The sequence below is a fragment of the Xylanimonas sp. McL0601 genome (assembly GCF_049852175.1).
In the GTDB taxonomy this organism is placed as follows: Bacteria; Actinomycetota; Actinomycetes; order Actinomycetales; family Cellulomonadaceae; genus Xylanimonas.
This window is the reverse complement of record NZ_CP187527.1, coordinates 3,288,302-3,301,860: the sequence shown is the minus strand read 5'-3', so window position 1 is coordinate 3,301,860 and position 13,559 is coordinate 3,288,302. Positions and strand designations below refer to the sequence as shown.

The following is a 13,559-nucleotide window of genomic DNA, read 5'->3' as shown; positions in this document are numbered from 1 at the left end:
CAACGGAGGATAGTTGCCTGGGCGGACTCCGAGGACGGGCGGGCAACCGCTAGCACCCCGTCCACACCCGAGCAACCAGCATCAGAAAACCGTCAGGACTCGCTCCGCGCGCCGGGGCGAGACGTACAACAGCCCCATGACCGATGTGGCCTACGCCCTGCTGACCGTGGTGGTTTTCGCCGCGATCGCCGTCGTCGCCCGTCGCTTGGGCGACGGCGGCGCGACCCCCCAGCCCTCCCCGCGCGACGAGGGGAGGGAGTCGTGAACATCTCCGACTGGTTCGGGCTCGTCCTGACCGCCGCGCTGCTCGTCTATCTCTTCGTCGCGCTGCTGCGCAGCGACAAGGTCCGGTGAGCCGCCCGTGACCACCGCAGTCTGGCTCGCCCTCGGGCAGGTCGGGATCCTCGTCCTCGCGCTCGCCGTCGTGCACCACCCGCTGGGCGCCTACATGGCGCACGTCTACACGACCCCCAAGCACCTGCGCGCCGAGCGCGCCTTCTACCGCCTCGCCAAGGTCGACGCCGACGCCGACCAGCGCTGGAGCGCCTACCTGCTCTCGCTGCTCGGCTTCTCGGCGGCGTCGCTGCTGTTCCTCTATGCGCTGGCCCGCCTGCAGCACTTCCTGCCGTGGAACCTCGGCTTCGGCAACTTCGACCCTGCCACGGCGTGGAACACCGCCGCGAGCTTCGTGGCCAACACCAACTGGCAGTCCTACTCGGGCGAGCAGCTCGCCGGGCACCTGGTCCAGATGTCCGGCCTGGCCGTGCAGAACTTCGTCTCGGCGGCCGTCGGCATGGCCGTGGCGGTCGCGCTCGTCCGCGGCTTCGCGCGCTCGGGCACCGACGGTCGCGTCGGCAACTTCTGGGCCGACCTGGTGCGGGGCACGCTCCGGATCCTGCTGCCCATCGCCGTGCTGGGCGCCGTCGTCCTCATGGTGGCCGGCGTGATCCAGAACCTCAGCCCGCACGACGCGGTCACCACCCTGACGGGCGGCTCGCAGAGCGCGCTCGGCGGCCCGGTCGCGTCGCAGGAGGCCATCAAGCTCCTGGGCACCAACGGCGGCGGCTTCTTCAGTGCCAACTCGGCCCACCCGTTCGAGAACCCCAACGCGTTCACCAACCTGTTCGAGGTCTTCCTCCTTCTCCTGATCCCGTTCGCGCTGCCGCGCACGTTCGGCCTCATGGTCGACGACCGCCGGCAGGGCTGGGCGATCCTCGGCGTCATGGGCGGCCTGTGGGCGGGGATGGTCGCCCTGATCACCTGGTCCGAGATGGCCGGCCCAGGCCTCGTGCCCCAGCTCGCGGGCGGCGCCATGGAGGGCAAGGAGGTGCGCTTCGGCCCGGCCGCATCCGCGCTGTTCGTCGCCTCCACCACAGGCACCTCGACGGGCGCGGTCAACGCCGCGCACGACTCGCTGACGGCCCCGGGCGGCGGCCTCGCGCTCTTCAACATGATGCTCGGCGAGGTCGCGCCGGGCGGCGTCGGCTCCGGCCTCTACGGCATGCTCATCGTGGCGATCCTCGCCGTCTTCATCGCGGGCCTCATGGTGGGCCGCACGCCCGAGTACCTGGGCAAGAAGATCGGCCGCCAGGAGATGACGCTCGTCGCCCTCTACATCCTGACGATGCCCGCGATCGTGCTGGTCATGACCGGGATCTCGGTCGTGGTCCCGGCCGGCCTCGACGGCATCTCGCAGGCAGGCCCCCACGGCCTTACCGAGGTGCTGTACGGCTTCACGTCGGGTGCCAACAACAACGGCTCCGCCTTCGCCGGTCTCGGCGCCGCGACGCCGTACTACAACACGATGATCGGCCTGGCGATGCTCCTCGGCCGGTTCGTCCCCATCGCATTCGTCCTCGCCCTCGCCGGGCGGCTGGCCTCGCAACGAGCGGTGCCGCCGTCGGCGGGCACCCTCCCCACCTATAAGCCGATGTTCGTCGGCCTGGTCGGCGGTGTGGCCCTGATCGTCGTGGGCCTCACCTTCATCCCCGTGCTGTCACTCGGCCCGATCGTGGAGTCCCTCTCATGAGCGAGCGAAGCGAGCGAATCAACCAACACAGTGCGCGTCGTGCCTCGTGCGCGCACGGAGCGAAGCGAGTACGTGCATGAGTACTTCCCTGCGCACCCCTCTCCGCCCCGAGCAGCCGGGCGGGTCCCGGTCCGACGACGGCGCCGCGCGCCGCCCTGCCAAGCGCCAGGTCGGCGCGGGCCGCGGCCTGAGCTGGGCCCAAGTCAAGGCCGCCCTCCCCGGCGCCGTCCGCAAGCTCGACCCGCGCGTCATGATCGGGTCGCCCGTCATGTTCGTCGTCGAGGTCGGCGCCGTGGTCACGACGGTGCTCGCGATCGTCGAGCCCGCGGTGTTCGCCTGGTGGATCGCCGTCTGGCTGTGGCTGACCGTCCTGTTCGCGACGCTCGCCGAGTCGGTCGCCGAGTCGCGCGGCAAGGCGCAGGCCAGCTCGCTGCGGGCCACGCAACAGCTCACGACCGCCCGCAAGGTCGTCGCCCCCACGGACACCCTGGTGTACGGCTCGGGCCTCGCCACGCTCGACACCACCACGGTGCCGTCCACGGCGCTGCGGGTCGGCGACGTCGTCGTGGTCGAGGCCGGGGAGACCATCCCGGGCGACGGCGACGTCATCGAGGGCGTCGCGTCCGTGGACGAGTCGGCGATCACGGGCGAGTCGGCCCCGGTCATCCGGGAGTCCGGTGGCGACCGCAGCGCCGTCACGGGCGGCACCGTCGTCCTGTCGGACCGCATCGTCGTCCGGATCACCGCCCCCGCGGGCTCCACGTTCGTGGACCGCATGATCGCCCTGGTCGAGGGTTCGGAGCGGCAGAAGACGCCGAACGAGGTCGCGCTCAACATCCTGCTGACCTCGCTGACGATCATCTTCCTGCTGGCGGTCGCCACGCTGCAGCCCTTCGCGACCTACAGCGGGCAGCGCCAGTCGCTGCTGGTGCTCACGGCTCTGCTGGTGTGCCTCATCCCGACGACGATCGGCGCGCTGCTGAGCGCGATCGGCATCGCCGGCATGGACCGCCTGGTGCAGCGCAACGTGCTCGCGATGTCGGGCCGCGCGGTCGAGGCCGCGGGCGACGTGGACGTCCTGCTGCTCGACAAGACCGGCACCATCACCTACGGCAACCGCCGCGCCGCGCGGGTGCTCGCCGTCGGGCAAGTGACCGAGGACGAGCTGGCCGTCGCTGCGCGGCTGTCGTCGCTCGCCGACGAGACGCCCGAGGGGCGGTCGATCGTCGAGCTCGTGGACGCCCTGCTCCAGGACGCCGCGGACCTGCCCGCCGACGCCGAGCTCGTGCCGTTCACCGCGCAGACGCGCATGTCTGGCGTCGACCTGGCGCGCGGCCGGGAGGCCTACCGCATCCGCAAGGGTGCCGGCACGGCGATCGCCGCCTGGCTGCACTCCACCGGGGCGCAGGTCCCCGACGCCGACGCCGCCACGCTGGCCGGGTTCGTCGAGGAGGTCTCGACGTCGGGCGGCACCCCGCTGGTGGTGGCCGAGCAGCTCGGCAACCGCCCGGCGCGCGTGCTCGGCGTCGTCCACCTCAAGGACGTCGTCAAGGAGGGCATGCGCGAGCGGTTCGACGAGCTGCGCGCCATGGGCATCCGCACCGTCATGGTCACCGGCGACAACAAGCTCACCGCCGCGGCCATCGCGGCCGAGGCCGGCGTCGACGACTTCCTCGCCGAGGCCACGCCCGAGGACAAGATGGCGCTCATCCGCCGCGAGCAGACCGGCGGGCGCCTCGTGGCGATGGCCGGCGACGGCACCAACGACGCGCCGGCCCTCGCCCAGTCCGACGTCGGCGTGGCCATGAACACCGGGACCACAGCCGCGAAGGAGGCCGGCAACATGGTCGACCTCGACTCGGACCCGACCAAGCTCATCGAGATCGTCGAGATCGGCAAGCAGCTGCTCATCACGCGCGGGGCGCTGACCACGTTCTCGGTGGCCAACGACGTCGCGAAGTACTTCGCGATCCTCCCCGCGATGTTCATGGGGCTGTTCCCGCAGCTCGAGGTGCTCAACGTCATGCGGCTGTCCTCGCCGCAGTCCGCGATCCTCTCGGCCGTCATCTTCAACGCGCTCGTGATCGTGGCCCTCATCCCGCTCTCGCTCAAGGGCGTGAAGTACCGGCCGTCGTCGGCCGCGAGCCTGCTGCGGCGCAACCTGCTGGTGTTCGGGCTCGGCGGGATCGTGGCGCCCTTCATCGGCATCAAGCTCATCGACCTGCTCGTCACGCTGATCCCGGGGATCTGACTCATGTCCACTCTGACCACCACCTCGGCAGCCAGCACCGCGAGCAGCCTCGCCGCCCTCGGGCGCCACGGCCTCGCCGGGCTGCGCGTCCTGCTCCTGCTCACCGTGCTGCTCGGCCTGGCGTACCCGCTGGCCATGACCGGCGTCGCGCAGGTGGCGTTCCCATGGCAGGCGAACGGCTCGCTCGTCACCGCCACCGGCGAGCGCACCACCGACCGCGCGCAGGCCGTCGGCTCGGCCCTCGTCGGGCAGGCCTTCACCGGCGACGAGTGGTTCCACCCGCGGCCCTCGGTGGCCGGCAACGGGTACGACACCCGCGCCTCGGGCGGCTCGAACCTCGGCCCGCTCAACCCCGACCTCGCCGCGACAGTCCGCGAGCGCCAGGCACAGGTGGCCGCCGAGGACGGCGTCGACCCGTCGCAGGTCCCCGCCGACGCCGTCACGGCATCGTTCTCCGGCCTCGACCCCGACATCTCGCCCGCCTACGCGGCGATCCAGGTGGAGCGGGTCGCGGCGGCGCGCGGCCTCGAGCCCGCTGCGGTCCAGCGGCTGGTCGACGAGCACACGTCCGGGCGCCCGCTCGGCGTGCTCGGGGAGCCGCGCGTGAACGTCCTGGCGCTGAACATCGCCATCCGGCAGCTCGGGTGAGAGACGATCGTCCCGTGACGGTGCACGATCAGGGCGAGGTGACGAGGCGGGGCCGCCTCATGGTCTACCTCGGCGCCGCGCCGGGCGTCGGCAAGACGTTCGCGATGCTCGACGAGGCGGCGCGCCGCAAGGGGCGCGGCACCGACGTCGTCGTGGGCCTCGTGGAGACGCACGGACGCGCGGCGACCGCGGCGAAGCTCGAAGGCCTCGAGATCGTGCCGCGGCGCGCGATCGACTACCGGGGCACCACGCTCACCGAGATGGACACCCCGGCGATCATCGCCCGGCGCCCCGAGGTCGTCCTCGTCGACGAGCTCGCGCACACCAACGCGCCCGGCTCCGAGCACGCCAAGCGGTGGCAGGACGTCCACGAGCTGCTTGACGCCGGGATCGACGTCGTCACCACCGTCAACGTCCAGCACCTCGCGTCCCTCACGGACGACGTCGAGGCCGTCACCGGGGTGCGGCAGCGCGAGACCGTGCCCGACCAGGTGGTGCGCGACGCCGACCAGATCCAGCTCGTCGACCTCTCGCCGCAGCAGCTGCGCCGGCGCCTCGCGCACGGCAACGTCTACCGGCCCGAGCAGATCGACGCCTCGCTGGGGTCCTACTTCCGCGAAGGCAACCTCACCGCGCTGCGCGAGCTCGCGCTGCTGTGGCTCGCCGACCGCGTCGACGACGCCCTGACCCGCTACCGCTCCGACCACGCCATCACCGGCACCTGGCCGGCGCGCGAGCGCATCGTCGTCGCCGTCACCGGCGGGCCCGAGACCGAGACGCTCATCCGGCGCGGCGCCCGCATCGCCCAGCGCGCGTCCGGCTCCGAGCTCATCGCCGTCCACGTGCTGCCCACCGACGGCCTGCCCGCCGCCACGCCCGCCGCCATCGCGACGCAGCGCGCGCTCGTCGAGTCCCTCGACGGGACGTTCCACACCGTCGTGGGGGAGGACGTCGCCTCCGCCGTCGTCGACTTCGCGCGCGGCGTCAACGCGACGATGATCATCGTCGGCGTCTCACGGCACTCGCGCTGGCGGCAGGCGTTCCTCGGTTCCACCGGCGCCGAGATCGCCCGCCTGTCCGGCACGGTCGACGTGCACCTCGTCACGCACGAGCGCGCCGGCGCCGGCCGGCGCGCGCGCTCACGGTGGTCCTCGCTGTCCCTGACCCGGCGGGTGCTCGGGTTCGTCGCCGCCGTCGTCGGGCCCGTGGCGCTCGCGGCGCTGCTGCTGCTGGTCGACGCCGCGCCCGCGGATCTGTCCAGCCCGCTGATGTTCTACCTCGCGCTCGTGGTGGGGGTGGCGATCCTGGGCGGGCTGTGGCCCGCGCAGCTCGCCGCGCTCGTGTCCTTCGCGTGCCTCAACTGGTTCTTCACCGAGCCGACGGGGCGGTTTACCGTCGCCAAGCCGAGCGAGCTGCTGGCGCTGGCCGTGTTCGTGGTGGTCGCGCTCGCCGTCGCCACGGTGGTGGACATCGCCGCGCGGCGCACGGTCGAGGCGTACCGGGCGCGGGCCGAGGCGTCCACGCTCGCCGCGCTGTCCCGCTCCGTGCTGTCCGGGGAGGACACGGCGCAGGCCGTCGTCGAGCGGCTGGCCGAGACGTTCGGGCTCGACGCCGTCCGCTTGGAGGAGCGCGCCGGCGACCGCGAGCCCTGGCAGGTCGTGGCGACGGCGTCGCCGCGCCCGGCGTCGGCCGACGGCGAGGCCTCCGAGGTCCGCATCGACGACGAGCACCGGCTGGTGCTCGTGGGACGCGCGCTGCCGGCGAGCGACCGGCAGGCCGTCGAGGCGTTCGGCGCGCAGGCGCGCATCGTGCTCGAGCACCGGCGGCTGCGCGAGGCCGCGTTCAGGGCGAAGGCGCTGGAGCAGGCGGAGGCCACGCGCACCGCGCTGCTGGCCGCCGTCTCGCACGACCTGCGGACGCCGCTCGCCTCGATCCGTGCCGCCGTCGACGGGCTGACCAGCCCCGACGTCGAGCTCGACCCCGAGGACACCGAGGCGCTCGAGACCACACTCGCCGAGTCGACCGCGCGGCTCGAGCGGCTCATCGACAACCTGCTCGACCTCTCGCGCCTGCAGACCGGGGCCGTCCGGCCGGTCACGCGCGCGGCGTCGCTCGAGGAGATCGTGCTGCTCGCCGTGGAGCCGTGGCTCGACGGCCTCGACCTCGACGTGCCCGAGGACCTGCCGCTGGTGCGCACCGACCCCGGGCTGCTGGAGCGCGTCGTGGCCAACCTCGTCTCCAACGCGGTGCGGCACTCCGGCTCGCGGGTCCGCGTCTGCGCCGGGCGCCTGCCGGACGGCGTCGTGGTGCGCGTCGTGGACACCGGGCCGGGGGTCCCGGACGACCGCAAGGAGACCATGTTCCAGCCGTTCCAGCGCCTGGGGGACACGTCGGGGACCGGGCTCGGCCTGGGTCTCGCGGTCGCGGACGGGCTCGCGCGCGCGGTGGGCGCGAGCGTCGTCGCCGAGGACACCCCCGGGGGCGGGCTCACGATGGTGGTGACGGTCCCGACGGCGTCGCCCGCGACGGAGGTGCCGGCGGCAGTGCTCGAGGCGCCTCCGGTGGTCGAGTCCACCTCGGCCCCTGAGCAGGCCTCCCGATGAGCCTGGGCAACCGCGTCCTCGTCGTCGACGACGACACGGGCCTCGCCAGGGCCCTGTCCATCAACCTGCGCGCCCACGGCTGGGAGGTGACGGTCGCGCACACGGGCACCGAGGCGCTCGACGCCGCGTCGACGGCGCGGCACGACGTCGTCGTGCTCGACCTGGGGCTGCCCGACGTGGCGGGGCTGGACGTCATCGCTGGCATCCGCGGGTGGTCGCACGTGCCGATCGTCGTGCTGTCCGCACGCCAGCTGGGCGAGGACAAGGTGGACGCGCTCGACGCCGGCGCCGACGACTACGTGACCAAGCCGTTCGCGATGAACGAGCTGCTCGCACGGCTGCGCGCGGCAGTGCGGCGCGCACAGCCGGCGGCCGAGTCGGACGAGCCGGTGGTCGAGGCGGGCGAGCTGGTCATCGACCTGGCCCGGCGCACGGTGACGCGCGCCGGGGCCGAGGTGCGGCTGAGCCCGACGGAGTGGGGGCTGCTCGAGGTGCTGGTGCGCAACCGTGGCCGCATGGTGGGCCGCCAGCAGCTCCTGCACGAGGTGTGGGGTCCGGCGTACTCGTCGGAGACGAACTACCTGCGGGTCTACAGCGCGCAGCTCCGCCGCAAGCTGGAGAAGGACCCGGCCCACCCGGAGCACATCCTGACCCACCCGGGAGCGGGCTACCGCTTCGAGCCGTAAGAGAGCCCGTTGTGGGACCCTGCGGCTCCGGTTTTCGGGGCTGTTGGCCGGAGCCGGAGGGTCCCACAACGGGGGTGTCAGGACACCCGTGCGAGCTGTTCGCGGACCTGGCGCTTCGCGCGGGTGAGCATGCCTGTCATGCCGTTCAGGCGTAGCGGGCTCACGGCTCGGTTGAGGCTCAGGGTCATCGCGTAGTCGTCCGGGACGGCGAGGACCTCCTCCGTCGACAGGCCCGTCAGGCCCTGCGCGAGGATCGACGCGAACCCGCGGGTCGTCGGTGCTTCCTGCGGCGCCGTCGCGTAGAAGTGCACGCCGTCGGGCTCGACCTCGGCGAACGCGCGCACCGGCGACTGGCACTCCTCGACCTTCTCGAGCAGCGACGGGTGGTCGGCGTAGCGCGGCGGCAGCGCGGGGAGCTCGCCGGCGAACTCGAGGAGGAGCTGCAGCCGGTCGCGCTCGCCCAGCTCGAGGAAGCCGTCACGGATCTCGGCGAGCGCCTCAGGCAGCTCGGAGGAGTCGGTCATAGGTCCCAGTCTCTCGTGGAAACGGCTTCGACAGGCTCGGCCACCGACGGGGCCGGTGGTCGAGCCTGTCGAGACCAGGTGGTGCGGCTCAGGCGTGCGCGGCGGCCAGCGACGCCGGGACCGCGCCCGGCTCCGAGCCCGCGACGATCGGGACGCGCACCGCGTTGCCCCACTCCGTCCACGAGCCGTCGTAGTTGCGCACCTTCTCCAGGCCGAGCAGGAAGTGCAGCGCGAACCAGGTGTGCGACGAGCGCTCGCCGATGCGGCAGTAGGTGATGACCTCGTCGTCGGCGGTGATGCCCAGGCCGCCGGCCTGGTAGATCGCCTCGAGCTCGGCGCGGGACTTGTAGGTGCCGTCCGCGGCCACCGCCGTCGCCCAGGGGACGCTGCGCGCGGTGGGGATGTGGCCGCCGCGGAGCACGCCCTCCTCCGGGTAGTCCGGGATGTGCAGGCGCTCGCCCGTGAACTCCTGCGGCGAGCGGATGTCGACGAGCGGGCCCCGGCCGATGTGGGCGAGCACGTCCTCCTTGAAGGCACGGAAGGTGACGTCGTCGCGCTCGACGACGGGGTAGTCCACCGCGACCGGCGTCGTGGCGTCGGTGGTGAGCTCGCGGCCCTCGGCGACCCACAGGTTGCGGCCGCCGTCGAGCAGGCGCACGTCCTGGTGGCCGAACAGCGTGAAGACCCACGCCGAGTAGGCGGCCCACCAGTTGTTCTTGTCGCCGTAGAGCACGATCGTCGTGTCGCGGCCGATGCCCTTGGAGCCGAGCAGCTCGGCGAAGCCGGCGCCGTCGAGGTAGTCGCGCTCGACGGGCTGCAGCAGATCCGTGTGCCAGTCGACCTTGACGCTCCCGGGGATGTGGCCGGTCTCGTAGAGCAGCACGTCCTCGTCGGACTCGACGACGACGAGGTCGGTGGTGCCGGCGGCGAGCTGCTCGGCGAGCCACGCCGTCGTGACCAGGCGCTCGGGGTGGGCGTACTCGGCGATGCGCGGGGACGGGTCGAGGGGTGCGGGCATGGGTGCCTCCTGCGTGGTCCTTGCGGCCGGCGTCGTCGCGGCCGCTCACCGTGTACGCAACCACGTCCGGGCCGAGATTCGTCCACCTGGCGGGCAGTGTCTCGAAATATGGGACCAGCATGTGGACGGAGGTTCAGGCGGCGCTCCCGGACGCGCCCCGACGGGCTCCTACGCCGCCGCGTCCCGGCCGAGCAGCCGCAGCGCGTCGGCCCAGGCGTCGGCACCGGTCTCGTCCAGCGGCGCCGCGAAGACGCCGGGCGTCCCGCCGCGCGCCGCGATCATGCGGGCCTGGTCGTGCACGAGGCCGACGACCTCCTCGGACGGTCGGTAGTGCTGGCCCAGAGTCGTGGCGACGTCCCAGGCGTGGACCGCGGTGTCCAGGAGCTGCATAGCGAGCGCACCGGCGGCGGTGACGTCGCGGCGGAGCTCGGCGAGGTGCACGACGTCGTCGGGGGAGGCCCGCGCGAACGAGGCCCGGAGTGCGGCGGCGGACTCGTCCCACGCGGCGACGGCGTTCGCTGGAGTGATCTGCGGCCCGGCGTATGCCACCTCGGGCGCCGACCCGGCCCCGACGGCGGCCGCGAAGCCGGCGTTCTGCCCGACCATGTGCGACAGCAGCGCGGCAAGGTCCCAGCCCGCGCAGGGCGTGGCCAGGTCCAGCGGGCCGTGGCTCGCCTCCGCGACGTAGCGCGCGACGTCGTCCAGCAGGTCCGCGTGCAGGGCCCGGCGCTCCTCGTAGATCGTCATGGGTAGACCATCGCCGCAGCGAGGCCTGCCCGCACTCCTAAGCGGTCACCGCCGCCGTCGCCATCGTCCACTCCGCGAACCGCCCGACCGCGACCACCAGCGCGAGCACCAGCAGCACCACGTTCACGCCGAGCTGCTGCGTCTCCCCGCGGCGCACGTGCACGAGGATCGCGAGCAGCTGCAGCAGCACCAGCCCTGCGGCGGCGAGCGGCACCAGCCATACGAGCCTGCCGGCCGCCAGGGGGAGCACCAGCCCCAGCGCGCCCACGATCTCGCAGAGCCCGATGAACCGCACGACGACGTCGGGGAAGGCCCCGGCCCACGCCATCCGGTCGGCGAGCGCGCGCCCGCGCAGCAGCTTCACGCACCCGATCACGAGGTAGACGGCCGCGAGCAGCCCGGCCACGACCCACAGCAAGACGTCCACGCGTCCTCCCCTCACGGCCCGGCGTCGTCGCCGAGCCTCGGCCCGCACGCAAGGTAGCGCGCACGCCGGTGCGGCGGAACCACCCGCGCGGCGCGGCGCGCCGACGCCGTCAGGTGTCGTCAGCGCGGGCGCGGTGGCGCCGTCGTCCCCCGGACCACGAGCTCGGTCGGGAGGACCACGCGCTCGTTCCCCAGCCGGGTGCGGGACCGGAACTGCTCCAGCACCAGCCGCACGAGCTCGCGCCCGATGGCGCGGAAGTCCTGGCGCACCGTCGTCAGCGGCGGGTAGGTGAACTCGCCGAGAGCAATGCCGTCGAACCCGACGACGGAGACGTCGTCGGGGACGCGCCGACCGTGCTCGTGCAGGGCTCGGACGAGCCCGATCGCCATCTCGTCGTTGGCGCAGTAGACCGCGGTGACGTCGTCGTCCTCGGCGATCTGCTGCCCCACGCGGTAGCCGGACGCGGCCGTCCAGTCGCCGCGCCACAGCTGCGGCGGGCGGATGCCCGCCTCCTCGAGGCAGCGCCGCCACCCGGCGGCGCGCATGCTCGCGGGGTCGGAGTCCTCCGGGCCGGCCAGGTGGTGGACGGTGCGGTGGCCGAGCTCGAGGAGGTGCTGCGTGGCCGCGCGCGTGCCCTCGAGCTGGTCGGCGACGACGGCGGGGTAGTGGCCGACGAGGCGCGAGTCGGACACGACGACGGCGAGGCCGGGGGGCAGCGCGAGCGACTCCGGCGTCGCAGTCTCGGCGCGGATGATGACCAGGCCGTCGATGGCCAGGTGGGTGAGGCGCTGCGCGGCGTCCTGCCAGTCGCCGGGCTCGGGGCGACGGACGTCGACGAGGGTGACCGCGTAGTCCTCGGCCTGGGCGGCCTCGAGGACGCCCTCGGTGGTCAGGGCCTCGCCCGTGCGCTCGAACCGGTGGGCGAGCAGGCCGATCGTGCCGAACGCCCCGTTGCGCAGGGCGCGGGCGGCGTGGTTGGGGGAGTAGCCCAGCAGGTCCATCGCCTCGAGCACGCGCGCCCGGGTGTCGGCGCGGACGTAGTCCGCCCCGGTCGAGACGCGCGACACCGTCTGGGACGAGACACCGGCGAGGCGTGCGACGTCCTGGATGGACGGCCCGCGACGAGGGGTGGCCATAGAGCGGATCGTAGCCCGCCTGATGACGTCGACATCCCGCGCGGCGCGCTGCAGTCGTGATCATTCCGTGACGCTCGGACCGTTGACACAGACTCCGGCGCCGGGCGTATGTTCACGTCAACATTTGTCGGTCATGGTCGACCGCATCCGGACGAAGGAGTTCGACACGATGAGCGCACCGAAGCGCACGGCACGTGCCTGGCTCGCGGCGGCCGCCGCGTTGCCGTTGCTGGCGTCCCTCGCCGCCTGCGGCGGTTCCGGTGACGACGGTTCCTCCAACGCCTCGAGCGGCGGCAACTCGCTGACGGTGTGGGCATGGGACCCCAACTTCAACATCTACGCGATGAACGAGGCCGCGAAGATCTACAAGAAGGACCACCCGGACTTCACGCTCAAGGTCGTCGAGACGCCCTGGGACGACCTCCAGACCAAGCTCACGACGCTCGCCCAGTCGCAGCAGACGGACCAGCTCCCCGACATCTTCCTGGTGCAGAACAACGCGTTCCAGAAGAACGTCATCAACTACCCGGACCTGTTCGACGACTACGCCGACTCCAAGGTCGACTTCTCGAAGTTCCCGAAGTCTGTCGTGGACTACTCCACGGTCGACGGCGTCAACTACGGCATGCCGTTCGACAACGGCACCGCGATCACCGCGCTGCGGGCCGACGTGCTCCAGCAGGCCGGGTACACGGTCGCCGACTTCACGGACATCAGCTGGGACAAGTTCCTCGAGCAGGGCAAGGACGTCCTCGCCAAGACCGGCAAGCCGCTCCTGTCGGGCCAGGCCGGGGCGTCGGACACCATCATGATGATGCTGCAGTCGGCCGGCGCGTCGCTGTTCGACAAGGACGGCAAGCCCACCATCGCCGACAACCCGGCCCTTCTCGCCGCGATCGACACGTACCAGAAGCTCGTCCAGTCCGGCGTGTTCGTCGAGGTGAACTCGTGGGACGAGTACATCGGTACGTTCGTCAACGAGGACGTGGCCGGCACCATCAACGGCGTCTGGATCGTCGGCTCGATCCAGACGGCCGCCGACCAGTCCGGCAAGTGGGGCATCACCAACCTGCCGAAGCTCGAGGGCGTCCCCGACGCCACGAACTACTCGGCCAACGGCGGCTCGTCGTGGGCCGTCAGCTCCAACGCGAACCGTGACCTGGCGATCGACTTCCTCAACTCGACGTTCGCCGGCTCGACCGAGCTGTACGACACGATCCTGCCGAAGTCGGGCGCCCTGGCGAACTGGACCCCCGCGGGCGAGAGCGACGTGTACGCCCAGCCGCAGCCGTTCTTCGGCGGCGACAAGATCTTCCAGAAGGTCGTGGGCTTCTCCACCAAGGTGCCCAGCAACAACACCGGCGCCTACTACTACGAGGGCCGCGACGCCGTGAGCGCGGCAGTCACCAAGATCATGTCGGGCACGGACCCGAAGGCCGCGCTCGAGGAGGCACAGCAGACCGTCGAGTTCGCGATGAAGTGACCCGCTT

At 72.4% G+C, this 13,559-nt stretch carries 13 protein-coding genes; 8 read left to right on the top strand and 5 right to left on the bottom strand.

Features of this window, described 5'->3' with window-relative positions; translation table 11 throughout:
• Window positions 1-136 precede the first annotated feature (136 nt).
• From ACO4JP_RS15275 to ACO4JP_RS15245, 7 genes are all read left to right on the top strand, one after another.
• Window positions 137-265, top strand: coding sequence for a hypothetical protein (locus tag ACO4JP_RS15275; RefSeq protein ID WP_425954831.1), 129 nt, complete (start codon window positions 137-139; stop codon window positions 263-265).
• Complete coding sequence (gene kdpF / locus ACO4JP_RS15270; protein ID WP_425954830.1) at window positions 262-354, top strand: K(+)-transporting ATPase subunit F; 93 nt, start codon at window positions 262-264, stop codon at window positions 352-354. Before ACO4JP_RS15275 ends, kdpF begins: the two co-directional genes overlap by 4 nt.
• Before the next feature lie 7 nt (window positions 355-361).
• The gene (kdpA, locus tag ACO4JP_RS15265; RefSeq protein ID WP_425954829.1) at window positions 362-2,029 is read left to right on the top strand and encodes a potassium-transporting ATPase subunit KdpA; all 1,668 of its coding nucleotides are present in this window, start codon (window positions 362-364) and stop codon (window positions 2,027-2,029) included.
• A gap of 76 nt (window positions 2,030-2,105) precedes the next feature.
• Entirely contained in the window at window positions 2,106-4,280 is a 2,175-nt protein-coding gene (kdpB, locus tag ACO4JP_RS15260; RefSeq protein ID WP_425954828.1) for a potassium-transporting ATPase subunit KdpB, read from the top strand.
• Window positions 4,281-4,283: 3 nt separating this feature from the next.
• Window positions 4,284-4,928 (top strand): potassium-transporting ATPase subunit KdpC, encoded by a 645-nt coding sequence (kdpC, locus tag ACO4JP_RS15255; RefSeq protein WP_425954827.1) that lies wholly within the window; start codon window positions 4,284-4,286, stop codon window positions 4,926-4,928.
• 14 nt (window positions 4,929-4,942) lie between these two features.
• Complete coding sequence (locus ACO4JP_RS15250; protein WP_425954826.1) at window positions 4,943-7,531, top strand: DUF4118 domain-containing protein; 2,589 nt, start codon at window positions 4,943-4,945, stop codon at window positions 7,529-7,531.
• Window positions 7,528-8,217: a response regulator gene (locus ACO4JP_RS15245; RefSeq protein ID WP_425954825.1), complete on the top strand. Its 690-nt coding sequence runs from the start codon at window positions 7,528-7,530 to the stop codon at window positions 8,215-8,217. The genes ACO4JP_RS15250 and ACO4JP_RS15245 overlap by 4 nt, the downstream gene beginning before the upstream one ends.
• Window positions 8,218-8,294: 77 nt before the next feature.
• On the opposite strand, the gene ACO4JP_RS15240 is transcribed toward ACO4JP_RS15245, so the two are convergent.
• From ACO4JP_RS15240 to ACO4JP_RS15220, 5 genes are all read right to left on the bottom strand, one after another.
• Window positions 8,295-8,741: a SufE family protein gene (locus ACO4JP_RS15240; RefSeq protein WP_425954824.1), complete on the bottom strand. Its 447-nt coding sequence runs from the start codon at window positions 8,739-8,741 to the stop codon at window positions 8,295-8,297.
• A gap of 88 nt (window positions 8,742-8,829) precedes the next feature.
• The gene (locus ACO4JP_RS15235) at window positions 8,830-9,759 is read right to left on the bottom strand and encodes a sulfurtransferase (protein WP_425954823.1); all 930 of its coding nucleotides are present in this window, start codon (window positions 9,757-9,759) and stop codon (window positions 8,830-8,832) included.
• A gap of 168 nt (window positions 9,760-9,927) precedes the next feature.
• A complete protein-coding gene (locus tag ACO4JP_RS15230) occupies window positions 9,928-10,506 on the bottom strand; it encodes a TIGR03086 family metal-binding protein (RefSeq protein WP_425954822.1) in 579 nt (192 codons plus the stop codon).
• Window positions 10,507-10,543: 37 nt separating this feature from the next.
• Window positions 10,544-10,933, bottom strand: a complete 390-nt coding sequence (locus ACO4JP_RS15225; RefSeq protein ID WP_425954821.1) for a DoxX family protein — start codon at window positions 10,931-10,933, stop codon at window positions 10,544-10,546.
• Window positions 10,934-11,052: 119 nt separating this feature from the next.
• Window positions 11,053-12,069 (bottom strand): LacI family DNA-binding transcriptional regulator, encoded by a 1,017-nt coding sequence (locus ACO4JP_RS15220; protein ID WP_425954820.1) that lies wholly within the window; start codon window positions 12,067-12,069, stop codon window positions 11,053-11,055.
• A 169-nt stretch (window positions 12,070-12,238) separates the two neighbouring features.
• Here ACO4JP_RS15220 and ACO4JP_RS15215 point away from each other — a divergent pair, with 169 nt between their 5' ends.
• Window positions 12,239-13,552, top strand: a complete 1,314-nt coding sequence (locus ACO4JP_RS15215) for an ABC transporter substrate-binding protein (protein WP_425954819.1) — start codon at window positions 12,239-12,241, stop codon at window positions 13,550-13,552.
• Window positions 13,553-13,559 lie beyond the last annotated feature (7 nt).